Raw genomic sequence first — 25,890 nt, 5'->3', positions numbered from 1 at the left:
CGCCGGATTCTGCCAGCAAACCCGCCGCGGTTCGAGCGACGCGGGGGCGACCGGGCCTCAATTGCCGGCGGCGACCAGCGCCGCGGCGGCGGCCACCGCCCACGCGCGATCGATCTGGCGCTCGGCCCGGCGCGGCGCCGACGCGGCCCGCGCCGCGACCGCCTCGTACGCCGTCAGGTCGCTGGCGACCGCGCGCGGATCGGCGGCGTGCTCGTCGAACCGGACCCAGTGGAGCCGGCCGGCGGCGCGGTCGACGCGGTCGAACAGGAGCACGCGGTCGAGGTCGCCGACGGTCGCGAGCAGCAGCACCTTGACGATCTCGATCGCCCAGTCGTCGAGGCCGGCGTCGAGGATCTTGATCTTCTCGACCAGCGCGTTGGCCGACGGCACCAGCCGCTGCTGGCCGGTGGCGCCGGCGGCCTCGAACAGCGCCGCGGCCTCGGCCAGCGCCGCGTCGTCGCCAGGGCAGACCCGGCCGTAGTAGTCGGCGTCGGGATCGTAGTAGAGGAGGTTGGCCGCGAGCTGGACCCGGCGCCCGCAGCCGCACGCGACGGTGTTGAGCTCGCCAGCGAGGAGCCGGCGCTTGTCGTCGGGCTGGGTCCGGGTGTTGACGCTCTGCACCAGCCGCGCGTCGTGCGCGCGCGCGCAGCCGGGGCAGGTGACACGGACGGTGCCGACGACGGACATCGGCGCGAGCCTACTCCGCGGGCGGCCGCGGCGCGACGTCGCAGGGGCTGACGGCCGGGCGCGCGTCACGTAGGATGCCGCCATGCTCGGCGCGCTGCTGGTCGCCCTCGGCCTGGCCATGGACGCGGTCGCGGCCGGCGCGGTCCGCGGGCTGACCGCGCCCCAGGTGCGCGTGCGCGACGTCGCGCGGATCGCCGGGCTGACCGGCGCCTTCCAGGGCGGCATGGCCGCGCTCGGCTGGCTGGCCGGCGACCGCCTCGGCGGCGTGGTCGCGCGCTTCGATCACTGGATCGCGTTCGTGATCCTGGGGGCGCTCGGCGCCAAGTCGATCCACGCCGCCCTCACCGAGGACGACACCCCCAAGGCGCCCTCGGCGCCGTTCGCCTGGCGTGGCCTGGTGCTGCTGGCGATCGCGACCAGCATCGACGCGCTGGCCGCCGGCGTGACCCTGCCGCTGCTCGCGGTCAGCGGCGCGGTCGCGGTGGCGCTCATCGCCGGGGTCACCGCGGTCCTGGTCGCGGCGGCGGTGCCGCTCGGCCGGCGGCTCGGCGCCCGGCTCGGCGGGCGGCTCGAGATCGTCGGCGGGCTGGCCCTGATCGCGATCGGCACCAAGATCCTGATCGAGCACCTGACCGCGTGAACGGCGTTGCGGCGCCGGCGGGGTGCGCATACCCTATGCGCATGACTCGCAAGGCGGCGACCAATCTGTCGGTGCGCACCGACCTGGTCCAGCGGGCCCGGGCGCTGGGCCTGAACCTGTCGGAGATCCTCGAGGCGGGCCTGACGGCGGCGATCGCCGACGCCGAGCGGGCGCAGTGGCTGGCCGAGAACGAGGAGGCGATCGACGCGTACAACCGCCGCGTCCTCGAGCACGGGCTGTGGAGCGACGGCCTGCGGCGGTTCTGATGGCGCAGTTCGACCTGCTCCGCAACCCGCGCCGCGGCGCCTACCCGCTGCTGGTCGACCTCCAGGCCGACCTGCTGGCCCGGCTGGAGACGCGGACCGTGGCGCCGCTGATCACGGTCAAGCGCTACGGCGCCCGGCCGATCACGCGGCTCAATCCGGTGGTCACCGTCGACGGCGCCGCCTACGTGGTCGTCGTGCAGGAGCTGGCCGCGGTGCCGCGGAGCGGCCTGGGCGCGGTGGTGGGCACGCTCGCCAGCCGGCGCGCCGACCTCGTCGCCGCGCTCGATCTGCTGTTCACCGGGGCCTGACCACGCGCGGCCCCCGGCCGCTACGCGACCGTGACCAGCGCCGGGTCGAGCGTGCCCCAGCCCGCGGCCTGGCGGAAGTAGCGCAGGAACTTCGACGCCTTCGAGTCGGGGTCGTCGAGCCTCATCATCGCGGCGTGCTTGCCGTCGAACTGGCTCATGATGTTGCGCAGGCACCAGGCGTCGATCGCGACCGGGTCGGTGCCGGCGACGAGCGTGCCCACCTGCTGCGCGCACGCGGCGTGGTGGCGCATGTCGTCGGCCTCGTCGTAGCCGTCCTTGGGCGTGATCGCGACCCACTCGCAGCAGGTCAGGTACAGGTCGGCCTTGATGACGTGGTTGTTCCAGTGGGCCAGCGGCCCGGCCATGCGCCAGGTGGGATCGCGCTCGGGGTGGGGCCGGCCGGTGCGCCCGAAGTAGTGGACCGACTGGTAGCCGCGCACGCGCGGGTCGGTGCCGAGCGCGCCCGCGCTCATGTCGACCAGCCCCATCGGCGACTTGCACGCGCCGGTGAACCCGGTCGAGCCGTGCTCGTTGCCGGTGGTCATGTTGATGAACTTCAGCGCCCGGCCGTCGGCCACGAGCTGGTCGCCCTCGCGCCGGAACACGCCGTCCTTGAGGTCGACGACCCGGCCGGTGCGCGGGCTGGTGAAGCGCGGCCACGACAGCGGGGTCTGGGCGTAGCCGACCCGGCTGCGCTTGAGCCGGAACACCTTGTCGAAGTCCCAGAAGTAGCCGTCGCGGGCCTCACCCCGGGCGATCGGGCCGCGGCGGTCGCCGCCGTAGACCCCGTGCGCGTGCTCGGGATCGAACCAGGGGTCGCCGGCCAGCGCGCTGGCGCCGCCGTCGACCAGCCCGTAGAAGCTGACCGGGGCGCCGAGCGCGGCGAAGTGCGGGATCAGGTCGCCCAGGCTGCGCCAGCCCGGCACGTCGACGTTGCGCACGCTGGGCGCGGTCCAGGCCCGCGTGAGCCCGCGGCCGGGATCGTCGACCGCCTTGTCGGGGAAGTGAAAGTGGGTGTTCTCGAAGACGATGACCTCACCGGTGAACCCGGGGAGCTCGAGGATGTGCTCGATCGTGCGCTTGACCGCGGCGACGTTGGTCATGCCCTGGTTCCACCACTGGGCCGACACCTTGATCACGACGACGTCGGTCGGGCGGATGATCTTGTCGATGCCGCCGAGCTTGGCCACGGCGCTGTCGACGTTGCCGGCCGGGCCGCCGCCCTGGGCCACGTAGATCGTCGTGCGATCCTTGACGGGGTCGTGCGGGATCAGCGGCGGCGTCGCCGCGAACGACGGCAGGACGGTCCGCTTGTCGATGAACGTGCGGATCTTGGAGCGCATCGTCCAGGTGGCGCCGACGACGCCGGCGGCGCCGACCCCGAGGATGACGTTGCGGCGCGACACGCCGCGCTTGGGAGGCTCGGACATGGCGGGCACTATAGCGGCACCCGGCCGGGGCGCCCCGCCCCTTACGCGCGGTCCTGGCCCGGCGTAGACTGCGCGCGCCATGGCGCAGCAATACGTGTTCGTGATGAAGGACCTTCGCAAGGTCGTCCCCCCCAAGCGCGAGATCCTCAAGGGCATCTGGCTGTCGTTCCTGCCCGGCGCCAAGATCGGCGTGATCGGCTCGAACGGCGCCGGCAAGTCGACGCTGCTCAAGATCATGGCCGGCCTCGACACCGACATCGTCGGCGAGGCCACGCCGGCGCCGGGGCTGCGGATCGGCTTCCTGGCGCAGGAGCCCCAGCTCGACCCGGCCAAGGACGTGCGCGGCAACGTGCTCGACGGCGTCGCCGAGACCCAGGCGCTCCTGACCCGGTTCGAGGAGGTGTCGATGAAGATGGGCGAGGACATCTCGGAGGCCGAGATGAACAAGCTCATGGACGAGCAGGGCACGCTCCAGGACAAGATCGACGCCTGCAACGGCTGGGATCTCGACCACGCGATCGACATGGCCATGGACGCGCTGCGGCTGCCGCCGGGCGACGCCGACGTCACCCGGATCTCGGGCGGCGAGCGCCGCCGGGTGGCCCTGTGCCGGCTGCTCCTGAGCAAGCCCGACATGCTGCTGCTCGACGAGCCCACCAACCACCTCGACGCCGAGAGCGTGGCCTGGCTCGAGAAGACCCTCGAGGACTTCCCCGGCACCGTCGTCGCGATCACCCACGATCGCTACTTCCTCGAGAACGTCGCCGAGTGGATCCTCGAGCTCGACCGCGGCGAGGGCCACCCGTTCCAGGGCAACTACTCGGGCTGGCTCGAGGCCAAGGCCAAGCGGCTGGCGACCGAGGAGAAGGCCGCCAACGCCCGCGAGCGCATGCTGGCGCGCGAGCTCGAGTGGGTGCGGAGCTCGCCCAAGGCCCGCCAGGCCAAGAGCAAGGCCCGCATGCAGCGCTACGACGAGCTGGTGTCCGAGGCCCAGCGCGAGCAGCGTGATCCGACGCTCGAGATCGTGATCCCGCCGGGCCCGCGCCTCGGCAACGACGCGGTCATCTTCGACCACGTCTCGAAGGGCTACGGCGATCGGCTGCTGATCGACGACCTGTCGTTCAAGCTGCCGCGCGGCGGCATCGTCGGCGTGATCGGGCCCAACGGCGCCGGCAAGACCACGCTGTTCCGGATGATCATGGGGGTCGAGCAGCCCGACCAGGGCGCGATCAAGATCGGCGAGACGGTCAAGCTCGGCTACGTCGACCAGAGCCGCGACGCGCTCGACGACAAGAAGACCGTGTGGGAGGAGATCTCCGACGGGCTCGAGCAGATGATGCTCGGCGACCTCAAGGTCGCGTCGCGCGCGTACACGTCGTCGTTCAACTTCCGCGGCGTCGACCAGCAGAAGCAGGTCGGCGTGCTCTCGGGCGGCGAGCGCAACCGCGTCCACCTCGCGAAGATGATCCGGACCGCCGGCAACCTGCTCCTGCTCGACGAGCCGTCCAACGACCTCGACGTCGACACGCTGCGGGCGCTCGAGGAAGGCCTGCTCAACTTCCCCGGCTGCGCGGTGGTCATCAGCCACGATCGCTGGTTCCTCGATCGCATCGCGACCCACATCCTGGCGTTCGAGGGCGACAGCCACGTCGAGTGGTTCGAGGGCAACTTCTACGACTACGAGGTCGACCGGCACCGCCGGCTCGGCACCGACGCCGACCAGCCGCACCGCCTCAAGTACAAGCCGATTGCGTGACGCCGCCGCGGCGGCGCGGGACCGGCGCCTGGGCCTGGGCCTGGGCGTCGCCGCCTATGCCGCCTGGGGCGTGGTGCCGCTGTTCTGGCGCGAGCTCCGGTCGATCCCGGCGCTGGAGATCCTGGCCCACCGCGCGGTCTGGGGCCTGGGCGCCTTCGCGCTCCTGACGCTGGCCACCGGCCAGGGCGCGGGGCTGCGCACGGTCGCGCGCCAGCCCCGGGCGCTCGCGACCCTGGCCGGCAGCGGCGCGCTGCTCGCGGCCAACTGGGGCCTGTTCATCTGGGCCACGCTCAACGGCCACCTGCTCCAGGCCAGCCTCGGCTACTTCATCAACCCGCTGGTGTCGGTCGCGCTCGGGGTCGGCGTCCTGCGCGAGCGCCTGGCGCCGCTGACCGTGATCGCGATCACCGTCGCGGCGATCGGGGTCGGCTGGTTGACGATCGTCGGCGGGCGGGTGCCGTGGATCGCGCTGGCGCTGGCGACGTCGTTCGGGATCTACGGCCTGGTGCGCAAGGTCATCGCGGTGCCGGCGCTGGTGGGCTCGACGATCGAGACCGCGATGATCGCGCCGATCGGCGCGGCCTACCTGATCTACCTCGCGGCGCGCGGCGGCGGCGGCCTCGGTCACGTCGACGGGGCGACCCACGCGCTCTTGATCGCGACCGGCTTCGTCACCGCCGTGCCGCTGGCGTGGTTCACCGCCGCCGCCCGCCGCCTGCCGCTGTCGACGGTGGGTCTGCTCCAGTACCTGGCGCCGACCGGGCAGCTGATCATGGCGGTCGCGGTGTTCCACGAGCCGCTGTCGCGGACCAAGCTGACCGCGTTCGGGTTCATCTGGGTGGCGCTGGCGGTGTTCACGATCGAGCTGGTGCGGCCGCGTCGACGGCCGCCGCGCCCGGCCTGACCCGGGGTGCTACCCTGGCCGCGATGAGCACGCTGGCCCGCGCCACCACGATCGTCGTGCTGGGCAGCCTCGCGCTCGGCGCCGGCTACGGGATCTACCGCGCGGCGCGCCCCAAGACCTACGGCCAGCGCTTCCACACCTACGCCTACTTCCGCGACGCCAACGGCCTGCCGGTCGGCTCGCGCGTGATGATCGCCGGCATCGTCGTCGGCGAGATCGACGCGCTCGCGATCGAGAACGGCCAGGCCCGGGTCAGCCTGCGCCTGCGCGACGACGTGGTCCTGTGGGACGACGCCTGGGCCGAGAAGAAGGCGGCGTCGCCGCTGGCCGACAACTACGTCGAGATCTCGCCCGGCGGCCCCGAGCCCGACGAGACCGCCGCCGGCCACCGGCAGCTGCGCTCGGGCGAGCCGATCGCGCGCGTGCTCGAGACCGCGACGACCGATCGCGCGCTGCGCGGCCTCGAGCAGGCGATCCCGCGCGCGGCCGATCGGGCCGAGGTCGCGAACGAGGCCACCGATCGCGCTCGCCAGTTCGTGGCGGGGCCGCTGTCGGAGCGCATGACCCGCCTCGATCGCCAGCTCCGGGCGGGCGAGCTGGCCGAGCCGCTCGAGGCCGCGGCCGCGCGGACCGACGCGTTCGATCGATCGCTGGCGCGGGCCCAGGCCCGGGTCCACGGCCTGGTGCCGACGGCCGGCGCCCGGCTCGACGGCCTCGTCGCCGACACCGCCGCCGCGCGCGATCGCCTCCGCGCCGCGCGCGGCGACGTCGCCGATGGGATGGCCGAGGTCCGGCGCGGGCTCGACGAGGTCGACGGCTACGCGGCCAACGCCGGCGCGCTCCTCGCCGAGCTGGCCGAGCCCGACCGCGATCGGCAGGGGCGGCTGGCGCGGCTGATCGACGACCCGACCGCGGCCGACGATCTGGCCGACACCACCGCGTCGCTCGCTGACGCGGCCCGCGATCTCGATCGGCTGCAGGCGCTGGTCGGCCTGCGCGCCGAGTGGAACCTGGTCGCCGCCGCGCCCCGCTTCGTCGTGTCGGCCGAGATCGGCACCCGGCGCGACACGTTCTATCTGATCGAGGTCGAGCAGGGGCCCTGGGGCGACGTGGCGGCGCCGACCTTGACCGAGAACCCCGACGGCACCTTCACGCGCCGCACCACGATCGCCGACGGCGCGCGGTTCACCGCCCAGTGGGGACGACGGCTCGGGCCGCTGGCGTTCCGCGCCGGCATCCGCGAGTCGAGGTTCGGCGTCGGCGTCGACGCCGTGCTCGGCGAGGGCCGGCTGCGGCTGTCCCTCGACACGATGGCGTCGAGCTTCACGCGGCTGCCGCGCGTCCGGCTGCTGGCGGCCTTGCAGGTGTTCCGCTCGATGTACGTGCTCGGCGGCGTCGACGACGCGCTCGTCGGCGGGACCGATCTGCCGATCGGCCCGGGCCCGGCCGCGCCGCACACGCTGTCGACGCTCCACTTCGGACGCGACTTCGTGCTCGGCGCCGAGCTGCGCTTCGACGATCGCGACGTGTCGGCGCTGCTGCGCCTGTACGGTGCGCTGATCGCGACGATCCTGTCGTGAGGTGGCGCGGCGGTGCGTTCGACGCACGGCCGCCTCGTGCCGGGCCTTGCCAGCGAGGGTGATCGAGGTCCCAGCGCGCCGATCGACGTGCCTGGAAATTCACGCTCCTCGACCTCACCCCTCGGGGGTGGGCGTCGACCGACCGCTTGCGCACATCGACCGCGCGCCCGACCTGTGGCACAAGAGAAGACATGAACGCCGAGCCTTCGCAGGCGACTTCGGGCGCGACGGGGAAGCCCAAGCTGCTGATCGTCGAAGACGATCCGGCGCTCGGTCGATCGCTGCAGCGTGGCACCCGCGCCTACTTCGATGTGGTCATGACGGCGTCGCTCGACGCGGCGTTCGAGGTGATCGACAGCAAGGTCGAGCTCGCCGCGGCGGTCGTCGACATCAACCTCCCGGACGGCACCGGCTTCGACGTGGTCGAGTCGCTGCGTCAGCGCGATCGCAACCTGCCGGTGCTGATCCTCACCGGCTCGAACGATCCGGCGACGATCAACCGCGCCCACGCGCTGCGGGTCGAGTTCGTCTGCAAGCCGTTCTTCTCGGAGAACCTGGCGCAGTTCGTCCAGCGCACGCTGTCGGGCAGCCAGTACGGCGATCGCGAGAAGCTCGCGGTCGTCGTCAACGAGGTCTCGACCGAGAACAAGCTGTCCTTGCGCGAGAGCCAGATCCTGGCGTTCGCCAGCGAGGGCATCCCGCGCAGCCGCCTGTCCGACGTGATGGGCATCAGCGAGAACACGGTCAAGAGCCAGGTCCGGTCGCTGCTCGAGAAGCTCGAGAAGCAGGCCCTGGCCGACGTGGTGTGGTGGGTGCGGAACCGCGCCGGCCTGTAGCCGCGCTGCGCGCCGCGTGAAGCGTCAGCCGCCGGCGAGCGGCGCGAGCAGGTACAGCTGATCGCCGTCGGCGAGGGCGCGGTCGCCGTGCTCGTCGACCGGGCAGCGCTCGCCGTTCCACATGAGCGTGTGGGCCAGGTGCGGGCTGGCCGCGACCGCGGTCGCGAGCGGCAGCCCCAGGCGATCGCCGTCGGCGATCAGCTGCGCCAGCGTCGTGCCGGGCGTCAGCGCGACCTGCTCGTCGACGTCGTACCAGCCGTCGCCGATGCGGCCGCGGATCAGCACGTGGACCCGCAGCTTGGGCTTGCCGAACCACGCCATCAGGCGACGTACTCGCCGAGCAGCTCGGCGATGCCCAGCTCCTCGGCGCGGGCCCGGGTCACGCGGCCGGTGGTCGGGCTCCAGTGCATGTGCCGGTAGTAGTCGTCGCGCAGGACCGGCAGCGCGACCCGCACGCCCTTGAGGGGCCCGGCCGTCAGGTTGCCGTCGCCCTCGCCGAGCATGCGCGGGTGCGCGGTGAAGTCGCCGGGGGCGAGGCCCTCGCGCCAGTTGAACGCCGCGCGCAGGTTCTGGATGCGCTCGCCGGCGCGGAGCAGCTCGGGCTCGTCGATGCCCCAGCCGGTGACGGTGTTGACCAGCTCGAGCCACGGCAGGCGCCCGGTCAGCATCGTGAACATGCACAGGCCCAGGCCGTTCATCGCCTGGTGGGCGTTCGAGAAGTGGGCCTGGGCCTGGCCCTTGCCCTGATCGCTCTTCCACTTCACCTCGACCTCGGCCTTGGGCGCCGCCGCCGGCAGCGAGAAGCCGACGCCGAACGTCTCGTTCCACGACGCCGAGCCGGCGGTGTGCCGGCCCGGGGTCGGATCGGCGATGTAGGTCACGCCCATCAGCGAGGTGAAGCGCGGGTCGTGGTACGCGGGCTCGGAGCCGTGGACGTGCACGGCGAACTGCTCCGAGCCCTTGCCGAGGTGCGCGGCCGCGCGCTGGACGCCGTCGGCGAGCCAGGCGCCGCAGCCGGCGCCCTCGCCCATCTTGATCGTCAGCGCCAGCGCCGCGGCGCCGTCGCCCCAGCGCAGATCGATGCCGTCGAGGTCGTCCTTGGTCAAGAGGCCGCGCTCGACCGCCTCGCACACCCAGCCCAGGGTCGCGGACGAGCTGACCGCGTCCATGCCGTAGCGGTTGCAGGCGTCGTGGCACGCGGTCACCAGCTCGAGATCGTCGTTGAGCAGGTTGGCGCCGAAGCCGCAGATGGTCTCGTAGTCGGGCCGGCGCACGTCCTCGAGCTGCTTGTCCTTGACCCGGACGATGCCCTTGCACGGCATCGGGCAGTCGCCGCACGACAGCTTCTTGGTGACGTACTTGTCGACCTCCTTGCCGTCGAGCTTGTAGCCCTGCTTGCCGAGCGGGAAGTCGCGGCTGCCGACGCCCTTCCAGTTCTTGACCGGCGCGTCGCCGTTCTCGACCGACAGGCTCACGGCGCCGGTGGTGCCGCGATCGGTCCAGAGCTGCCGCATGGCCGCGACCGGCGCCTGGATCTTCATGCCGCGGCGCGGGAACATCCGGTAGAGCCACGCCAGCCAGCGCTTGGGCTTGCCCATCCACACGAAGAACCGCATGAACAGGCCGATCGAGCTCTTGTACTCGTCGGTGATGCGCTTCGCGACCGCCTTCCACTCCCTGGGCTGCGCGATCGGCACCTCGCCGGAGCCGCCGACGACGATCGCCTTGAGGTGCTTCGACCCGTAGATCGCGCCGAAGCCCTGGCGGCCGAACGCGTGGTAGCGGTCGTTCATCACCGACGCGATCCGGGCCTGGCGCTCGCCGGCCGGGCCGATCGCGCTGACGCCGACGTCGCGCTTGCCGCCGAACCGGCGCTTGAGCTCGTCGAACACCGGCGGGATCTGCTGGCCCCACAGCTCGTCGGCCGGCGCGAAGCTGACCTCGTCGTCCTTGATCACCAAGAGCGTGGGCCGCGCGGCCTTGCCGCGGACGACCAGCGCGTCGAAGCCGGCGTGGCGCAGGTGCGACGCGACCGAGCCGCCGGAGTTGGAGTCGGCCCAGGTCCCGGTCAGCGGCGACTTGCCGACGATCTGGATGCGGCCCGAGAACGGCGTGCCGGTGCCGGTCAGCAGGCCCGAGCAGATCGCGAAGCAGGCCTCGGGCGCGAGCGGGTCGGCGCCGGCCGGGAAGTGCTTCCACATCAGCCAGGCGCCGAGCCCGTAGCCGCCGAGGAACTGGCGGTAGACGGCCTCGTCGACCTCCTCGACCCAGTGGCGCTCGGTCGAGAGATCGACGTGCAGGACGCGGCCGAGGGAGCCGTAGCGCGGCGCGGGGGCGATCGGTGCGGGGGCGGTCACGCAGATAGTGTGAGGGCAGGCGCCCCCGGTGGGAAGCGGGGCCCGTCTGGCATATGCTGCGCCCATGTCACGGCTCGTCCTTGGTCTCGGCCTGATCTCGCTGCTCGCGGGCTGCACGTTCGAGCCCAGCGGCGACGGCGGCGATCGCTGCGAGGCGCGCTGCGACGGGGCCGACGCGATCACGTGCCCGGCCGGGCCCGAGGGCGCGCCGGTGGTCGAGACCTGCGCGGTCGCGTGCGCGGCGACGCCGGCGCCGCACTGCGGCGCGCTGGCGCCGTCGAACACGGCGGCGATCGATCTCGGCTCGCTGCTGCCGATGGCGACGATGCCGCTGGCGCTGCCGGCCGGCTCGAACTACTCGCTCAACACCGACACCGGCGAGATCCGGATCGGCGCCGGGCCGGACCTCCTGCCGGTGCCCGGGACCGTGTTCCGGCTGATCGAGCCCAAGATGGCGCTGCTCGTGGTCGACGCGCTGACGGTGCCGGCCGACGTCACGCTGTTCGGGTTCGGCACCCGGGCGCTGGTGGTGGTCGCGCGGGGCGACATCGACGTGGCCGGCACGATCGACTTCTCGCCGGGCTGCACGCTGGGCGAGGGCTACACGCTCCGGTGCGGCGGCCCCGGCGGCGGCAACGGCGGCCGCGACGGCGTCGTGACCCTCGGGTGCGCGCCGGGCAACAACGGCTCGCAGAAGGGCGGCGGCGCCGGCGGCGGCTTCGGCACGCGCGGCGGCGCCGGCGGTCCCGGCGGTCTGGTGGCGATGTCGTCGGCGCTCGATCGCTGCGGCAACACGGCCGGCAACCCGCTGGTCCCGCTGATCGGCGGCGGCGGCGGCGGCGCCGGCGCGCCCAACAGCCTCGCCGATGGCGGCGGCGGCGGCGGCGCGATCCAGCTCTCGGCGCTCGGGCGCGTGCGCGTGGCCGGCAGCGCCGCGGCGCCCGCGACCATCTACGTCGGCGGCGCCGGCGGGTGGGGCGCGGACGGCAACAACGGCGGCGGCGGCGGCGGCGCGGGCGGCGGCATCTTCCTCGAGGGCGCCACCATCGAGCTCGGCGAGGCCGCGCTGATCGCGACCGGCGGCGGCGGCGGCGGCGGGCGCAACGGCTCCGACGGCGCCGCCGGGCGGCGCGACGGCGCGGCGGCCGCGGGCGGCAGCAGCTCGGGCGGCGGCGCCGGCGGCGACGGCGCGATCGACAGCACCGCGGCCGAGCCCGGCGCGGCCGGCGGCGGCATGATGAACATCGACGGCGGCGGCGGCGGCGGCGGCGGCCTCGGGCGGATCCGCCTGCACACGCCGACCGGCGACGTCACGGTGCCCGCGACGACGCGCACGCAGGGCGTGCTGTCGACCGGCGCGTTCCCGATCGAGTGAAGCCCACGCCCGGCGCGCTCGCGGCCGCGGCCGCGTCGGCCACGCGCGCGACCGCCCGCTGACGGATCGCGAGCGCGCACGGTGCGCGCGACGAGGGCACATCGGCGTCCGCTCGGCGACCGCGGCGCGCGGTGGTAGGTAGGATGCGACATGCTGAGACGACCCGCCTTGGTGGTCGCCGGCCTGCTGCTCGCGGCGGTCCCGGCCCACGCCCAGATCGTCAACGTCCAGGGATCGCTGACCGCCGAGCCCGAGCCCGGCTGGTCGGGGCAGGCGTCGGGCGGGATCGACTGGCAGACCGGCAACACCCACGTCGTCCGCGTCTCCGGCGCCGGGAGCGCGATCTACGCGCACCGGTGCTGGCTGGGCCTGGCGCTCGCGCGGGGCGAGTACGCCGAGGGCGAGGGCGTGAAGCTCGGCGAGAAGACCTTCGAGCACGTCCGCGTGCGCCGGATCCTCACCAGGCGGGTGCTGTGGGAGGCGTACGGTCAGCACGAGTACGACGCGTTCCGGCGGCTGTCGGTGCGGGCGGTGGTCGGGACCGGCCCGGCGCTGCGCGTGGTCGTGCGCGCGCACGGCTCCGTCACCACCGGCCTGGCCTACATGCTCGAGTACGAGCGCCTGTCCGAGCTCGCGGACGTCGGTGACAGCGGGGCCGCCGCGGTCCGCCATCGGGCCTCGGCGTACCTGACCGGGTCGCTGGCGTTCGACGACGACGTGGTCGGGACCCAGACCGTCTACGTCCAGCCGCGGCTCGATGCGCCGCGCGACGTGTTGCTGTTGTCCGAGACCTCGCTGACCAGCCACCTGACCTCGCGGCTGTCCCTGGTCAACGCGTTCGTCCTGTCCTACGACGCCTCGCCGCCCGAGCGCATCGCCGATCTGTCGACCTCGCTCAAGGTCAGCGTCGCCGTGACGTTCTGAGCCGTCGCGGCCGTCGGGCATCCCAAGGGATCCCAAGGGGCGCCTGGGGTGATCCCGATCCGCGCGGCCGCGTGCGCGAGGTGGGGCCGGCGACGGGTGGATCCGGACGACGCGACGATGTGATCGCGCAGGAGGTGGAGCGAGGCGGGGCATCACCGATGGGCCCCGGGGCAGGACCGCGCGATCGCAGCGGCGACGATCGCGATCGCGACCAGCCGCCGATCAGGACCGCGCGATCGCGGCGGCGACGATCGCGATCGCGACCAGCCGCCGATCAGGACAGCGCGATCGCGGCGGCGACCGCGGCGGCGACGAGCACGATCGCGACCAGCGCGATCACGACGCCGCGGCTGCCGCCGGGCGCGGCCGCGGGGCCCGTGGTCAGCGCGGTCGCCGCGACCGGGGCCGGGCCGCCGCCGCCGCGCAGGGTCGCGACCACCTCGCCCAGCGACGACGTGCGCCGATCGCGCTCCTTCTCGAGCATCTGGCCGATCATCGTGCGCACGTACGGCGGCAGCGTCGGCGGCAGGCGGTCGAGCGGCGGCGGCTGGGTCAGGTGCGCCTGCATCTGCTCGAACAGGTTGCGGCCGGTCAGCGGCGGCGTGCCGGTGGCCAGCTCGAAGAACACGCACCCGAGCGCGTAGATGTCGGCGCGGTGATCGACCAGCTTGGCGTTGCGGAACTGCTCGGGCGCCATGTACGTGGCCGTGCCCATCTGGGTGCCGGTCGCGGTCTTGACCGAGCCGTCCTCGACCTTGGCGATGCCGAAGTCGAGGACCCGGACCCGCGGGCGCTGCGGCTCGAGCGGGTCGACCACGAGGATCACGTTCTCGGGCTTGAGATCGCGGTGGATGATCCGCTCGGCGTGCGCGGCGGCGACGGTGTCGGCCAGCTGCTCCATCACCGCGAGCGCGGCCGGCGCGGGCAGGGGGCCGTGCTTCCACAGCGCCTCGCGCAGGGTCTCGCCGACGACCAGCTCCATGATGATGCACAGCTCGCCGGTCGGCGCGACCATGACCTCGAACACGTCGACCACGCCTGGGTGGCGGATGCGCCCCATGGCCTTGGCCTCGTTCATGAAGCGCTCGACCACCCGCGGCGCGTTGCTGTACTCGGGCAGGAGCACCTTGATCGCGACCTGGCGGCCGACGTTGGTGTCCTCGGCCACGAACACGCGCGCCATGCCGCCCTCGCCGAGCGGACGGACCACCCGGTAGCGCCCGATCATCTGGCCGATCACGTCACCGCTCCTGGGGCTGCGCCAGATCCGACAGCGCCCGCAGCGCGTCGCGCGCGCGCTCGATGTCCTCGACCGCCTGCGACAGCGCGCCGGACACGACCTGCACCGACTCGGTCTGATCCATCATCGCGGCCTCGTCGCTCGCGGCGCGCATCGACGACCGCAGCGCTGCGAACGCCTCCTGCAGCACGGTGATCTGCTCGCCGGCCGCGGCCAGCGGCGACATCCCGACCGCGGTCGAGTCGGGGTCCGGCCGCGGCGCCGAGGTCTGGGTCGTGGCCCGCTCGTTGAGGCGATCGTAGAGGTCGGAGGCCTGCTGCTCGGCGGCGGTCCGGGCGGCGCGCTCCTCGGTCAACGCCGTCTCGGCGGCCGCGACGTCGGCCCGGGCCGACTCGACCCGGGTGCGCAGGCGCTCGACCTCGCCGGCCAGCTCCTCGGCCATGCCGGCCTCGCCCTCGAGCCGGGCCACGCGCTCGGCGGCGGCGGCGGCGGCGGTCTCGGCCTCGGCCGCGCGGCGCTCGAGCTCGGCCAGCGCGGCGGCCAGCTCGGACGCGCGCGCCTGGGCGGCGCTGGTGCGGTCGTCGGCGGCCGCGAGGGCCGCGTCGGCCGCGGCGGCGCGGGCGGCCAGGTCTGCCTGGCGCGCGCGCAGCGCGTCGAGCTCGGCCAGGAGCGGTCCCTGAGCGGCGCTGGCGTCGCGCGCGGCCTGGCCCTCGGCCTCGGCCAGATCGTCGGCGAAGCGGGCGGCGGCGGCGGTGAGCTCGACGGTGCGCTGCTCGGCGTCGCGCACCGCGGCCTCGAGGTCGGCGATCCGCTGGGTCGCCGCGCCGCGATCGCCGTCGAGCGCGGCCAGGCGCGCGCGCGCGCTGGTCAGCTCGCGCTCGAGCTCGTCGCCCCGGGCCGCGGCGCGCTCGAGCGTCGTGGCGCGGGCGGTGGCGGCGGCTAGCTCGCGCTCGAGCTCGTCGCCCCGGGCCGCGGCGCGCTCGAGCGTCGTGGCGCGGGCGGTGGCGGCGGCCAGCTCGCGCTCGAGCTCGTCGCCCCGGGCCGCGGCGCGCTCGAGCGTCGTGGCGCGGGCGGTGGCGGCGGCCAGCTCGCCGGTCAGCTCCGCCAGCTCGGCCTCGAGGCGCTCGACCTCGGCGTGCGCGGCGGCGGCGGCGCTGGTCGCGGCGGCGGCGGCGCTGGTCGCGGCGGCGCTGGCCGCGCTGGCGGCCTGGGCCCGCTGATCGTCGTCGGCCGCGCCCGCCGCGCGCTCGGCGCGGGCGGCGGCCAGCTCGGCGGTGACCGCCTCGACCCGCGCGGTCAGCTCGGCGGTCGAGCGCGCGGCGGCGGCGTCGCGCTCGGTCTGCGCGGTCGCCGCGGCGGCCAGGTCGCGGGTCAGCGCGGCGACGCGCTCCTCGGCGGCGGCGTCGCGCTCGGTCTGCGCGGTCGCCGCGGCGGCCAGGTCGCGGGTCAGCGCGGCGACGCGCTCCTCGGCGGCGCGCTGCTTGCTCTCGGTCGCGGCCAGGCGCTCGAGCGCGGCCTTGAGCTCGCCGTCGGCGGTGGCCTGGCCGCTGGTCTTGGCCCGCATCGCGGTCTCGGCGAACGCCAGCTTGGCCAGCGCCTCCTCGAGCTGCCGGCTGACCGCGGCGTGCCGGCCGATCGCCAGGTCCGCCTCGTCGGCGCGAGCCTCGAGCGCCGCGCGGGCCTCCTCGGCGGCGGACAGCTCGGCCTTGGCCGCGCCCAGCTGGCGCTCGAGCTCGTCGGCGCGCTGCTCGGCGGCCTTGGCCGAGGCTGACGCCGCCCCGAGCTGGGCCTCGACGTCGCCGCCGCGCTCGCCCGACTGCGCGACCTGGGCCTCGAACTCGGCCACGCGCCCCTCGGCCGCGAACGCGCGCTCGAGCGCCGAGGTGATCCGCTCGTCGGCGGCGATCGCGCGCTGATCGGCCTCGGTGGCGCGGCGCTCGGCCTCGCCGGCGCGGGTGCGCACGTCGGTCAGCTGCGCGGTCAGCTCGGCGATCCGGGCCTCGGCCGCGGCGACCTTCTCGCCGGCCTCGGCCAGGCGATCGGCGCCGCCGGCGCGGCGGGCAGCGTTCAGCTCGCTCTCGAGGCTGGAGATCCGGCGCTCGGCCGCGGCCTGCTTCTCGGCGACCATCACGCCGGCCTGGGTCTCGGCCACGAGCAGCTCGTCGTTGAGCCGCGCCATGTCCTTGCGCAGGCCCGCGAGGTCGGCCTCGTGGCGCGACTTCTGCTCGGCCAGCGCGCGATCGCGGGCGCCGGTGGCCTCGGCCACGAGCTTGTCGCGCTCGAGGGCGCTGGCCTTCTGCGCGCGGTCGCGCTCGGCCGCGGCCTCGGCGATCAGCCGCTCGCGCTCGGTCGCGGCCTCGGCCAGCAGCCGCACGCGCTCGGCGTCGGTCTCGGCCACCAGCCGCGCGTGCTCGGCCGCGGCCTCGGCCACGAGCCGGTCGCGCTCGGCGGTCACGGCCAGCGCGACCGCCTGGGCCTGGACGCCGGTGACCGCGGTGACCTGCTCGCTCGCCGCCTCCTCGTGCGCGGCGCGCACCGCCTCGAGCTCGGCGACCAGGCGATCGCGCTCGGCGGCGGTGGCGTCGAGCTCCTCGCGCACGCGATCGCGCTCGGCGGTCGCCTCGCCGAACCGCTCCTCCGCCTCCTCGGCCTCGCGCTGCAGCTCGCGCGCGCGGTCCTTGAGCTGGGCCAGCTCGACCTGCGCGGCGCCGAGCTTGTCGCGGGCGGCCTTGTCGTCGGCGCTGGGCCGCGGCGTCGCCCGCGCGACGACCAGCTCGTCCTCGAGCTTGCCGACGTCGTCCTCGAGCCGCTCGGCGCGGCCCATGGCCTCGTCGCGCTGGAGCAGGACCGCGGTCAGCTCGTTCGAGGCCGCGCGGGCCTGGGTGTTCATCTCGGAGATCAGCTCGCCGACGCGCTTGGCCAGCGCGGTGCGCTCCTCCTCGATCGCGGCCCGGGCCTTGCGCTCCATCGCCAGCCAGTGCGAGAGCTGGGCGTGGACGCCGCCGGTCGGCGGCAGCGCGCCCTGGGCGCCGAGCACCTGGATCAGCAGGCTGCCGACCAGCGCCACCTCGCCGCTCGGCAGCGCCGCCACGCTCACGCGATCGCGCCCGACGAACACGCCGTTGGCGCTGCCGAGGTCCTCGACCCAGATCGACTGGCCGTCGAAGGTGATCCGCGCGTGCTGGCGCGACATCCGCGGGTCGTCGCTGCGGATCGCGCACTCGGCGGCGCGGCCGATGACCACCGGCTCCGAGCCGAGCTCGTACGTGCGATCGACGCCATCGACGTCGCAATAGAGCAGGGTGGGCATGCCCGAGGCCGAAACTACCACGGGGCCATCGGCGTCGCGCGGTCGGGGACGGGCGATTGTGGGCTCGGGGCTACGACGCGACCTGGGCCAAGAGCTCGTCGACGCCGGCCAGCGCGCGGTCGGGGTCGTCGTCGAGGATGAGCACGTGACCCATCTTGCGCCCCCGGGCCGGGTGCAGCTTGCCGTACAGGTGGAGCCGGGCCTCTGGTCGGGCCAGCACGTGCTGCCAGTGCGGCTCGCCGTTGGCCCACAGATCGCCGATCAGGTTGACCATCACCGCGCCGGTGAGCTGGCGCGGCGAGCCCAGCGGCAGCCCGCACACCGCCCGGATGTGCTGCTCGAACTGCGAGGTCGCGCACGATCCGTACGTGTAGTGACCGCTGTTGTGGGTGCGCGGCGCGATCTCGTTGACGTAGAGCGCGCCGTCGGGCAGCTCGAACAGCTCGACCGCCATCACGCCGACGTGGTCGAGCGCGGTGGCGATCGTCGTGGCGATCCGCTCGGCCGCGGCCTGCTGCCCCGGCGCCATGATCGCCGGCGCGCGGGTCGTGTGCAGCACGTGGCGGCGGTGGACGTTCTCGGCGATCGGGTAGATCGCGATCTCGCCGGTGGTCGAGCGCGCCAGCACCACCGAGATCTCGCGGGCGAAGCGCACGAGCTCCTCGACCGTCGCCGCCGGCTTGCCGATCCGGTGCCACGCGGCGACCGCGTCGGCCGCGGCCTCGAACCGGGCCTGGCCCTTGCCGTCGTAGCCGGCCCGGCGGGCCTTGATGATCGCCGGGGCGCCGACGCGGGCGACCGCGGCCTCGAGCGAGGCGTCGTCGGTGAACGTCGACCACCGCGCCTGGGCCAGGCCGAGGCGGTCGAGGAACGCCTTCTGGACCGCGCGATCCTGGATCGTCGCCAGCACCGCGGGCCCCGGCCGCACCGGCGCGACCTCGGCGATCGCGCGCAGCACCTCGGCCGGGACGTGCTCGGTGTCGAGCGTGACCACCGCCGAGCGCTCGGCGACGCACCGGGCGCTGTCGAGATCGTCGAGCGTCCCGATCACGACGTCGTCGGCGAACTGGCCGGTCGGGCACCGCGGGTCGCGATCGAGCACGCAGATCCGGTAGCCCATGCGCCGGGCCGCGATCGCCATCATCCGGCCGAGCTGGCCGCCGCCGAGGACGCCGATCGTCGCGCCCGGGAGCAGCGGCGGCGTCCGGTTCACAGCGGATCCTCGAGCACCCGCTGGGTCTGGGCCGCGCGGTACGCGGCGACCCGCGCCCGCACGCCGGCGTCGCCGCGCGCGACGATCGCGGCGGCCAGGAGCGCGGCGTTGACCGCGCCGGCCTCGCCGATCGCGAGCGTGCCGACCGGGATGCCCTTGGGCATCTGCACGATCGACAGGAGCGAGTCGAGCCCCGACAGCGCCTTCGACTGGACCGGCACGCCCAGCACCGGCAGCGCGGTCTTGGCCGCGCACATGCCGGGCAGGTGGGCGGCGCCGCCGGCGCCGGCGATGATCACCTGCAGGCCGCGGTCCTCGGCGGCCTCGGCGTAGTCGAACAGCAGGTCGGGCGTCCGGTGCGCGGACACGATCTTGCACTCGTGGGCCACGCCCAGCTCGGTCAGGGTCTCGCTGGCCAGGCGCATCGTCGCCCAGTCGCTCTTGCTGCCCATGATGATGCCGACCACCGGCGCCGCCTGCTCAGTCATCGTAGTCGCCTCCCGGGCTGCGTGGTCCGCCGGCGCGGCGCAGGCGATCGGCGATCGCCTCGCCGAGGCCGACCGCGTCGGGCACCGACGCGACGATCGTCGCGACGCCGAGGGCGTCGAGCTCGCGCAGCGCCGCGTACAGCCGCGCGGCCATGGCCTCGGGCTCGTCGGGCAGCTCGACCACGTTGATCGACGACGGCAGCGCCGCGGCGGCGATCACCGACGCCGGCGCCAGCGCGCCGACCGGGCCGGGCGCGAGCGCGCACGCGGCGCCGAGATCGCCCGGCGCCACCGGCACCAGCCGCGCGCTCGGGGCGTAGTGCGAGGCCAGCGTGCCCGGGGCCGGCGTCGCCGACGGCAGCGCCAGCGGCCGCCCGAGGAACGCCTCGATCGCCGCGCGCGGGACGCCGCCGGGGCGCAGCAGCGCCGGGTGCGGGCCGGACACGTCGACGATCGTCGACTCGACGCCGATCGCGCAGGCGCCGCCGTCGAGGATGTAGTCGACCGCGGCGCCGAGATCGGTGACGACGTGGGTCGCGGTCGTGGCGCTGACCGAGCCGAACCGGTTGGCGCTGGGCGCGGCGATGCCGCCGCCGAACGCGCGCAGGAGCGCCAGGGCCATCGGGTGCGACGGCACGCGCAGGCCGACCGTGGCGGCGCCGCCGGTGACCGCGTCGATGACCCGCGGCCCGCGCCGGGCGATCAGCGTCAGCGGGCCCGGCCAGAACCGGGCCGCGAGCGCGCGCGCGGCGTCGGACACGTCGTCGGTCCACGCGCCCAGCTCGTCGGCCGAGGCCAGGTGCACGATCACCGGGTGGGTGGTCGGGCGGCCCTTGGCGGCGTAGATGCGCGCGACCGCGGCCGGGCTGGTGGCGTCGGCGCCGAGGCCGTAGACGGTCTCGGTCGGGAACGCGACCAGGCCGCCGTCAGCGAGGACGCGCGCGGCGTGGGCGATGTCAGCACCGAGGCGCATGGGGGCGGCAGTTTCGCCGGAACCGCCGCCCGGCCGCAATGCCTGAGCTGAGTTCCAGCGGGTTGTGCGCCGAACCCAAGCAGGTGCAGGGGCGCTCCGACGTCCGAGGTCCCATCCAGGCCGAGCCAGCAGCTCGGGGGCGAGGCTCGACGAGGCCCGCACCCACGACGCGAGACGCCCGGCGCGCGGACCGGTGCTCGCGAATCGAGTCACAGGTCCTGAAGCTGACTTCGCGGTGGCCGCTCGTATCGCGTCGCGCGCGCGCGGCGGCCGCGCCATAGTCCGGCCCATGACCGCCGTCACCCTGCGCGTCGAGCCGGGCCTGCCCCTGGTCGGCAAGCTCTTCGAGTTCCGTCGCGATCGGCTCGGGTTCCAGATGCGGATGGCCGACGCCGGGATCACCCGGACCCGCGTCGCCAACCGCACCGTCTACATCATCACCGACGCCGACCTCGCCCACGAGGTGCTGGTCGAGCACGAGGACGCGTTCATCAAGGGCCCGGGCCTGGCGGTCGTGGCCAAGCCGCTGCTCGGCGACGGCCTCTTGACCGCGGAGAAGGACTTCCACCGGCGCTCGCGCAAGCTGCTGGCGCCGGCGTTCACGCCCCGGCGCATGGCCGGCTACGCCGCGGTCATGGCCGAGCGCGCCGCCGCGCACGCGGCCGAGGTGCGCCCGGGCGCGATGCTCGACATCGCCGAGCGCATGATGACGACGACGCTCGACATCGTCGGGCGCACGCTGTTCGACGCCGACCTGGCCGGCGACGCGCGCGCGGTCGGCGACGCGCTGACCGACGCCATGGAGTACATCCTCAAGGCGGTGCTGTCGGCGATCCCGATCGGCTGGCCGACCCCGGGTCGGCGCCGCGGCCTGGCCGCCGTGGCGCGCCTCGACGACGTCGTCCTGCGCGTGATCGCCGACCGGCGTGCGGCCGGCGGCGACCGCGGCGACGTGCTGTCGATCTTGCTGCAGGCCAAGGACGACGACGGCACCGGCCTGAGCGACCAGCACCTGCGCGACGAGATCATGACGCTGATGCTGGCCGGCCACGAGACCACCGCGAACCTGCTGGCGTGGGTCTGGTACGTGCTCGCGACCCAGCCGGCGGCGCGGGCGCGCCTCGACGCCGAGCTCGACGGCGTGCTGGCCGGGCGGGCGCCGACCTACGACGACCTGCCGCGGCTGCCGGTCGCGATGGCGATCCTCGAGGAGACGCTGCGCCTGTACCCGCCGGCGCACACGATCGCGCGCCAGGCCGACCGCGACGTCGAGATCGGGGGCGTGGCGATCGCCGCCGGCTCGATCGTCACGATCTCGGTCGTCGCGATGCAGCGCCGCGCCGCGTACTTCGACGATCCGTTGACCTTCCAGCTCGACCGCTTCCTCGGCGGCGACCGCAAGACCCGCCGGCCCGGCTACCTGCCCTTCGGCGCCGGCCCGCGGGTCTGCATCGGCAACCACTTCGCGCTGGTCGAGGCCCAGCTGATCCTCGCGACCTGGGCCCAGCGCTTCCAGTTCCGCCTGGCGCAGCCGGCGCCGATCGAGATGGAGCCGCTGATGACGCTGCGGCCCAAGGGCGGCGTCTGGGTCGAGCCGCGCGGGCGGTAGCGCGCCAGCGCGCGTGGGGCGACGGACGCGGCTAGCCCGCCGCGGCGCGCGCGTGCACCGTCATGAAGATCCCGTCGCGGGGCCGCAACGTCACCGCCGGCTGCGGGACCACCGGGCGGTCGCAGACCAGGTCGAGCCGGTAGCGCTGCAAGATCGTCGCGAGGATCAGCTTGGACTCGGCCAGCGCGAAGCCCTTGCCGATGCACATGCGCGTGGCCGCGCCGAACGGGATGTACTGGAAGCGGTGGTGGTGCGCGACCCGCGCGGGCGCGAAGCGATCGGGATCGAACGCCAGCGGGTTGGGCCAGAACGCCGGCGCGCGGTGGACCGCGTACGGGCTCAGCAGGATCGTGTGGTCCGCGGGCAGGTCGAAGCCGCCGACCACCATCGGGGCGGCGGTCTGGCGCGCGATCAGCCACGCCGGCGGGAACAGGCGCATCGACTCGTCGAGGACCTGGCCCAGGAACGGCAGCGCTGGCAGATCGCCGAGGGTCGGGCTGCGGCCCCCGAGGACCGCGTCGAGCTCGGCCCAGACCCGGTCGCGCGCGGCGGGGTGCAGCGCCAGCAGGTAGCAGGTCCACGCCAGCGCGCTCGCGGTGGTCTCGTGGCCGGCGATGAAGATCGTCACGACCTCGTCGCGCAGCTGCGCGGCGGTCATCGGCTCGCCGGTCTGATCGTCGACGGCGTCGACCAGCATCTGCAGCAGATCCTGGCCGCGGGCGGCGCCGGCGCGGCGCGCGGCGATCAGCTCGCCCAGGAGCGCGTCGAGCGTGGCCCGGGCCCGCCGGAACCGCCGGTTCGCCGGCGTCGGCACCGCCAGCGGCGGCAGCCACGGGCTGATCATGCGCCGACGGACCTCGAGCAACAGGAAGTCGAGGGCGTCGACCACCTCGGTCGCCGACGTGCGCAGATCGGTGCCGAGCAGCGTCGTGCTGACGATGCTCAAGGTCGCGGCCATCATCTCGCGGCTGACGTCGAGCTCGGCGCCGGCCGCCGCCGTGCCGGCCCAGCGCTGGGCGGTGTCCTCGGCGACCTGCACCATCGTCGCCGCGAACCCCGCGAGCCGCTGGCCGTGGAACGCCGGCTGGGCGATCCGGCGCTGGCGGCGCCAGAACTCCCCGTCGCTGGTCAGCAGGCCGTTGCCCACCACGAGCGCCAGCTGGGCCATCCCGAAGGTCTGCTTGGTCACGCTGCGGTGCTGCTGCTGCAAGACCTCTTGCACCAGGTCGGGGTGGGTCACGAGGTAGACCGGGCGCCGGCCGAGGTCGAGCCTCACCAGCCCGCCATGGCGGTGCATCATCGCGACGCACAGGCCGAGCGGGTCCTTGCGCATCGCGAGCAGGTGACCGAGGCCGGGCAGCCCGGCCGGCGCGGGTGGATGCCGGACCATCGCGGTTACCCCTCCGTGTCGAGGCCGTAGCGGCCCGGCGCGAGGATGCCGTTGGGATCGAGCGCCCGCTTGATCGCGCGCGCCGCGGCCCGGTAGCCGGGCGCGTCGTCGAACATCACGCGGTGGAGCCCGTGGCCGGTGCGGTACTGCGGGTACCCGGCGGCCTGGGTCAGCGCGAACAGCTCCTGCTGCAGCGCCTGGGCCCGGGCGGTCTCGTCCGCGTCGTCGCGGTCGAAGAAGATCGGCATCAGCGACATCGTCGCCCGGCCGCTGATCGAGATGAACGTGTTGGCGTAGTCGAAGCCGTGGCGATGGAACACCGGCCGAGCCAGCGCCGCGACCGCGCGGACGTGCGCGCCGGTCAGCGGCAGGATGACCGGCGCCCAGATCATGCCGGCGCCGTCGCGGGCGGGGTCGACGTCGCGCTCCGGGCGCGCGCCGCGGGCCTTGAAGTAGGCGAAGCCGAGCACGCGCTCGCCCGGGATGCCCTGCAGCAACCGGTAGACGTTGGCCGTGGTCCGCAGCTTGGCCGGCGTCAGGCCGGTGAGGCCGGCCAGGCGCGCGCCGGCGCGCTCGCCCAGCGTGGCGCCGGCGCGCTCGAGCAGCGTGGCCAGGCCCGGCAGCCGCGCCGCCAGCGTCGGGCCGACCACCGAGATCTTGCCGAACCGCGCCAGGCGCTGCTGCAGCAGCGCGCGCTGCTCGGCGACCTGGCCCCGGGTGCCGGAGAGCCCGAGCGTCAGGCTGGCCGGGGTGATCTGCAGCCGCGCCCGCAGCGCGCGCAGCCCGTCGTCGGTCAGCCGGGTCGCGCCGGGCGCGAGCAGGTCGCGCGGGTACGGGCCGAGCACCGCCGCGAACAGCACGTCGTTGACGGTGTGGAAGTTGGCGCGGAGGATCCCGCGCAGCGTCAGGTCGCGCACCACGTCGATCACGTCGCCGAGGTCGTCGTCGCGGTCGAGCTCGAGCAGCACCAGCCGGAACGCCTCGGGCCGCGGCGTCAGGTGGACGCCGGCGCGGGTCACGACGCCGAGGTTCGACTGGCCGAACAGCCCGTCGAGGCTGGGGCCGGTGCCCCAGCGGTGCAGGTGCCAGGTGGTCGACCCCGGCGGGCCGCCGCCGGTGCGCACGACCGTGCCGTCGGCGAGGACCACCTCGAGCCCGCACAGCGCGCCGAAGTGATCACAGTCGGGCCCGTAGCCGACGCCGTGCTCGAGCGCGTTGCCGAGGACGCTGCCGCGCGGCGTCGAGTCGGTGCAGTCCGACCACAGGTCGGGCGCGTGGACGTCGAGGTGATCGCGCAGCTGCTGCTGGGTCACGCCCGGCTCGACGACCGCGTACGCCAGCTCGCGGTTGACCTCGAGCACGCGGTCCATCCGGCGCAGGTGCAGGATGAGGGCGCCGTCGTCGAGGCCCATCGCCGCGCCGTAGCCCCAGTTCCAGCCGCCGCTGAAGGTCCAGACCGGCAGCCGCTCGCGGTTGGCGACCCGGAGCACGGCGGCGACCTCGAGGGTCGTGGCCGGCTCGACCAGCGCGGCGCCGACGGTCCGCCACGGGCCGGTGTCGCGGCTGTGGGGCGCGAGCTCGGCGGGCTCGGTGCGGACGTGGGCGCCGCCGACGACGGCGCGGAGCTCCTCGATCACGGCGGCGCTCACCCGGCTCATCGTCCATCAGCGTACGCCACGGCCGCGGCGCGCGTGAAGCGCCCAGGCCCGATGTCGGGCTCGGTGCGGACCGCGGCCGGCCGCGCCGACGGGACCCGGCGCGCGGCGCTAGTCGTCCGCGGCGCGCTCGTCGAGCGCGTCCTTGCACGCGACGTAGCTGGCGCAGTCGGCGTGCGCGGTGGCGCACGCGAGCTCGGCCTCCATCCGCTGCACGGCGCGGGCGCCGAACATGCCCGGGTTCTTGCCGTTGAGCACCTTCTGGCACATGTCGCCGACGAGCATCAGGGCCTTGCCGGTCTCGGCGTCGGCGCACGCCAGCTCCCGGGTCCGGTGCGGCTGGCACCGGGCCGCGGTCGGGTCGACGCCCCCGCCCTTGGCGCCGCACGCGATCACCGCGAGCGCGGCGAGCGCGGCGACGCGGCTACTCACTGATCGTGACCTTGATCATCTTGATCGGCGTGCGCGGGCGATCGCTCTGGTTGGTCGGCGCGGTCTCGATCTGCTTGACCACGTCGAGGCCGCCGGTGACCTTGCCGAAGACCGGGTGCTTGGACGGGCCCGGCGAGAACCAGTCGAGGCGGGCGTTGTCGACGGTGTTGATGAAGAACTGCGCGCCGCCCGAGTTGGGCTGGCCGGTGTTGGCCATCGACAGCGTGCCCGGCGCGTTCGAGAGCTTGTGCGCGGCCGGGTGCTCGTCGGTGATGCGGCCGAACGGCGAGTTGCCGGTGCCCGCGCGGGGGCTGTTCGGGTCCTTGGAGTACTCGCAGCCGAACTGCACCATGAAGTTCGCGATGACGCGGTGGAAGTGCAGGCCGTCGTAGAAGCCGTGCTTGACCAGCTTGATGAAGTTGCCGGCGGTGACGGGCATCTGGTCGAGATAGATCTCGGCCGAGAAGGTGCCCATGGAGGTCTCGAAGGTCGCGGTCGGGTTCGCCATGGCCCGTTC

At 74.5% G+C, this 25,890-nt stretch carries 22 protein-coding genes and 1 pseudogene; 10 read left to right on the top strand and 13 right to left on the bottom strand.

Annotation, left to right across the window (positions count from 1 at the left end):
* Positions 1–57: 57 nt before the first annotated feature.
* Entirely contained in the window at positions 58–687 is a 630-nt protein-coding gene (locus IPL61_32450) for a CpXC domain-containing protein (protein ID MBK9035910.1), read from the bottom strand.
* Between the two features lie 82 nt (positions 688–769).
* Between IPL61_32450 and IPL61_32445 the strand changes: the two genes are divergently transcribed.
* From IPL61_32445 to IPL61_32435, 3 genes are read left to right on the top strand one after another with little or no spacing between them, the layout of a single operon-like run.
* A complete protein-coding gene (locus tag IPL61_32445; protein MBK9035909.1) occupies positions 770–1,327 on the top strand; it encodes a manganese efflux pump in 558 nt (185 codons plus the stop codon).
* Positions 1,328–1,362: 35 nt separating this feature from the next.
* Entirely contained in the window at positions 1,363–1,593 is a 231-nt protein-coding gene (locus tag IPL61_32440) for a type II toxin-antitoxin system CcdA family antitoxin (protein MBK9035908.1), read from the top strand.
* Positions 1,593–1,901, top strand: a complete 309-nt coding sequence (locus IPL61_32435) for a CcdB family protein (protein ID MBK9035907.1) — start codon at positions 1,593–1,595, stop codon at positions 1,899–1,901. The genes IPL61_32440 and IPL61_32435 overlap by 1 nt, the downstream gene beginning before the upstream one ends.
* Positions 1,902–1,921: 20 nt before the next feature.
* Here the strand turns inward: IPL61_32435 and IPL61_32430 are convergent, their stop codons facing one another.
* On the bottom strand, positions 1,922–3,331 hold the full coding sequence (locus IPL61_32430; protein ID MBK9035906.1) for a DUF362 domain-containing protein: 1,410 nt from the start codon (positions 3,329–3,331) through the stop codon (positions 1,922–1,924).
* 79 nt (positions 3,332–3,410) lie between these two features.
* Between IPL61_32430 and ettA the strand changes: the two genes are divergently transcribed.
* The 4 genes from ettA to IPL61_32410 all read left to right on the top strand — a co-directional run bounded on the left by ettA (position 3,411) and on the right by IPL61_32410 (position 8,407).
* Positions 3,411–5,087, top strand: coding sequence for an energy-dependent translational throttle protein EttA (gene ettA / locus IPL61_32425; GenBank protein ID MBK9035905.1), 1,677 nt, complete (start codon positions 3,411–3,413; stop codon positions 5,085–5,087).
* Positions 5,080–5,991: an EamA family transporter RarD gene (rarD, locus tag IPL61_32420; protein ID MBK9035904.1), complete on the top strand. Its 912-nt coding sequence runs from the start codon at positions 5,080–5,082 to the stop codon at positions 5,989–5,991. The genes ettA and rarD overlap by 8 nt, the downstream gene beginning before the upstream one ends.
* Before the next feature lie 23 nt (positions 5,992–6,014).
* A complete protein-coding gene (locus tag IPL61_32415; GenBank protein MBK9035903.1) occupies positions 6,015–7,571 on the top strand; it encodes an MCE family protein in 1,557 nt (518 codons plus the stop codon).
* A gap of 191 nt (positions 7,572–7,762) precedes the next feature.
* Positions 7,763–8,407, top strand: a complete 645-nt coding sequence (locus IPL61_32410; GenBank protein MBK9035902.1) for a response regulator transcription factor — start codon at positions 7,763–7,765, stop codon at positions 8,405–8,407.
* Positions 8,408–8,431: 24 nt separating this feature from the next.
* Here the strand turns inward: IPL61_32410 and IPL61_32405 are convergent, their stop codons facing one another.
* Together IPL61_32405 and IPL61_32400 are read right to left on the bottom strand one after the other, a co-directional pair.
* On the bottom strand, positions 8,432–8,728 hold the full coding sequence (locus IPL61_32405; protein ID MBK9035901.1) for a hypothetical protein: 297 nt from the start codon (positions 8,726–8,728) through the stop codon (positions 8,432–8,434).
* Entirely contained in the window at positions 8,728–10,764 is a 2,037-nt protein-coding gene (locus IPL61_32400) for an aldehyde ferredoxin oxidoreductase family protein (GenBank protein ID MBK9035900.1), read from the bottom strand. The genes IPL61_32405 and IPL61_32400 overlap by 1 nt, the downstream gene beginning before the upstream one ends.
* 64 nt (positions 10,765–10,828) lie before the next feature.
* On the opposite strand from IPL61_32400, the gene IPL61_32395 reads away from it, so the two are divergent.
* Together IPL61_32395 and IPL61_32390 are read left to right on the top strand one after the other, a co-directional pair.
* Positions 10,829–12,139 carry a hypothetical protein gene (locus tag IPL61_32395; protein MBK9035899.1) on the top strand — a complete coding sequence of 437 codons (1,311 nt, stop codon included), beginning with the start codon at positions 10,829–10,831 and terminating at the stop codon, positions 12,137–12,139.
* A 150-nt stretch (positions 12,140–12,289) separates the two neighbouring features.
* Complete coding sequence (locus IPL61_32390) at positions 12,290–13,063, top strand: DUF481 domain-containing protein (GenBank protein ID MBK9035898.1); 774 nt, start codon at positions 12,290–12,292, stop codon at positions 13,061–13,063.
* A 274-nt stretch (positions 13,064–13,337) separates the two neighbouring features.
* Here IPL61_32390 and IPL61_32385 read toward each other — a convergent pair whose 3' ends face one another.
* The 5 genes and pseudogenes from IPL61_32385 to IPL61_32365 form a co-directional block, all read right to left on the bottom strand.
* Positions 13,338–14,303 carry a serine/threonine protein kinase gene (locus IPL61_32385; GenBank protein ID MBK9035897.1) on the bottom strand — a complete coding sequence of 322 codons (966 nt, stop codon included), beginning with the start codon at positions 14,301–14,303 and terminating at the stop codon, positions 13,338–13,340.
* A 3,037-nt stretch (positions 14,304–17,340) separates the two neighbouring features.
* A pseudogene (locus IPL61_32380) lies at positions 17,341–17,613 on the bottom strand (FHA domain-containing protein).
* Positions 17,614–17,683: 70 nt separating this feature from the next.
* Positions 17,684–18,808 (bottom strand): 5-(carboxyamino)imidazole ribonucleotide synthase, encoded by a 1,125-nt coding sequence (locus IPL61_32375; protein ID MBK9035896.1) that lies wholly within the window; start codon positions 18,806–18,808, stop codon positions 17,684–17,686.
* Between the two features lie 14 nt (positions 18,809–18,822).
* Positions 18,823–19,314 (bottom strand): 5-(carboxyamino)imidazole ribonucleotide mutase, encoded by a 492-nt coding sequence (purE, locus tag IPL61_32370; protein ID MBK9035895.1) that lies wholly within the window; start codon positions 19,312–19,314, stop codon positions 18,823–18,825.
* Entirely contained in the window at positions 19,307–20,287 is a 981-nt protein-coding gene (locus IPL61_32365; protein MBK9035894.1) for a threonylcarbamoyl-AMP synthase, read from the bottom strand. The genes purE and IPL61_32365 overlap by 8 nt, the downstream gene beginning before the upstream one ends.
* Positions 20,288–20,576: 289 nt before the next feature.
* Here IPL61_32365 and IPL61_32360 point away from each other — a divergent pair, with 289 nt between their 5' ends.
* Positions 20,577–21,896: a cytochrome P450 gene (locus IPL61_32360; GenBank protein MBK9035893.1), complete on the top strand. Its 1,320-nt coding sequence runs from the start codon at positions 20,577–20,579 to the stop codon at positions 21,894–21,896.
* A gap of 31 nt (positions 21,897–21,927) precedes the next feature.
* Here the strand turns inward: IPL61_32360 and IPL61_32355 are convergent, their stop codons facing one another.
* From IPL61_32355 to IPL61_32340, 4 genes are all read right to left on the bottom strand, one after another.
* Positions 21,928–23,286, bottom strand: a complete 1,359-nt coding sequence (locus tag IPL61_32355; protein ID MBK9035892.1) for a cytochrome P450 — start codon at positions 23,284–23,286, stop codon at positions 21,928–21,930.
* A gap of 5 nt (positions 23,287–23,291) precedes the next feature.
* A complete protein-coding gene (locus tag IPL61_32350; GenBank protein MBK9035891.1) occupies positions 23,292–24,944 on the bottom strand; it encodes an FAD-binding oxidoreductase in 1,653 nt (550 codons plus the stop codon).
* A 108-nt stretch (positions 24,945–25,052) separates the two neighbouring features.
* Complete coding sequence (locus tag IPL61_32345; protein ID MBK9035890.1) at positions 25,053–25,373, bottom strand: hypothetical protein; 321 nt, start codon at positions 25,371–25,373, stop codon at positions 25,053–25,055.
* Positions 25,366–25,881, bottom strand: a complete 516-nt coding sequence (locus tag IPL61_32340) for a peptidylprolyl isomerase (protein ID MBK9035889.1) — start codon at positions 25,879–25,881, stop codon at positions 25,366–25,368. Before IPL61_32340 ends, IPL61_32345 begins: the two co-directional genes overlap by 8 nt.
* Positions 25,882–25,890: the final 9 nt, after the last annotated feature.

The organism is Myxococcales bacterium, from assembly GCA_016717005.1.
Lineage (GTDB): Bacteria > Myxococcota_A > Polyangia > Haliangiales > Haliangiaceae > UBA2376.
Note: the sequence above shows the minus strand (reverse complement) of the source record. Positions and strands in the feature narration are given on the sequence as shown.

Coding starts and splice junctions, on each gene's coding strand:
- ettA (MBK9035905.1), top strand. CDS start 3,411: ATGGCGCAGCAATACGTGTTCGTGATGAAGGACCTTCGCAAGGTCGTC.
- IPL61_32355 (MBK9035892.1), bottom strand. CDS start 23,286: ATGGTCCGGCATCCACCCGCGCCGGCCGGGCTGCCCGGCCTCGGTCAC.
- IPL61_32395 (MBK9035899.1), top strand. CDS start 10,829: ATGTCACGGCTCGTCCTTGGTCTCGGCCTGATCTCGCTGCTCGCGGGC.
- IPL61_32350 (MBK9035891.1), bottom strand. CDS start 24,944: ATGAGCCGGGTGAGCGCCGCCGTGATCGAGGAGCTCCGCGCCGTCGTC.
- IPL61_32340 (MBK9035889.1), bottom strand. CDS start 25,881: ATGGCGAACCCGACCGCGACCTTCGAGACCTCCATGGGCACCTTCTCG.
- IPL61_32450 (MBK9035910.1), bottom strand. CDS start 687: ATGTCCGTCGTCGGCACCGTCCGTGTCACCTGCCCCGGCTGCGCGCGC.
- IPL61_32390 (MBK9035898.1), top strand. CDS start 12,290: ATGCTGAGACGACCCGCCTTGGTGGTCGCCGGCCTGCTGCTCGCGGCG.
- IPL61_32410 (MBK9035902.1), top strand. CDS start 7,763: ATGAACGCCGAGCCTTCGCAGGCGACTTCGGGCGCGACGGGGAAGCCC.
- IPL61_32360 (MBK9035893.1), top strand. CDS start 20,577: ATGACCGCCGTCACCCTGCGCGTCGAGCCGGGCCTGCCCCTGGTCGGC.
- IPL61_32415 (MBK9035903.1), top strand. CDS start 6,015: ATGAGCACGCTGGCCCGCGCCACCACGATCGTCGTGCTGGGCAGCCTC.
- IPL61_32405 (MBK9035901.1), bottom strand. CDS start 8,728: ATGGCGTGGTTCGGCAAGCCCAAGCTGCGGGTCCACGTGCTGATCCGC.
- IPL61_32445 (MBK9035909.1), top strand. CDS start 770: ATGCTCGGCGCGCTGCTGGTCGCCCTCGGCCTGGCCATGGACGCGGTC.
- purE (MBK9035895.1), bottom strand. CDS start 19,314: ATGACTGAGCAGGCGGCGCCGGTGGTCGGCATCATCATGGGCAGCAAG.
- IPL61_32440 (MBK9035908.1), top strand. CDS start 1,363: ATGCGCATGACTCGCAAGGCGGCGACCAATCTGTCGGTGCGCACCGAC.
- IPL61_32435 (MBK9035907.1), top strand. CDS start 1,593: ATGGCGCAGTTCGACCTGCTCCGCAACCCGCGCCGCGGCGCCTACCCG.
- IPL61_32365 (MBK9035894.1), bottom strand. CDS start 20,287: ATGCGCCTCGGTGCTGACATCGCCCACGCCGCGCGCGTCCTCGCTGAC.
- IPL61_32430 (MBK9035906.1), bottom strand. CDS start 3,331: ATGTCCGAGCCTCCCAAGCGCGGCGTGTCGCGCCGCAACGTCATCCTC.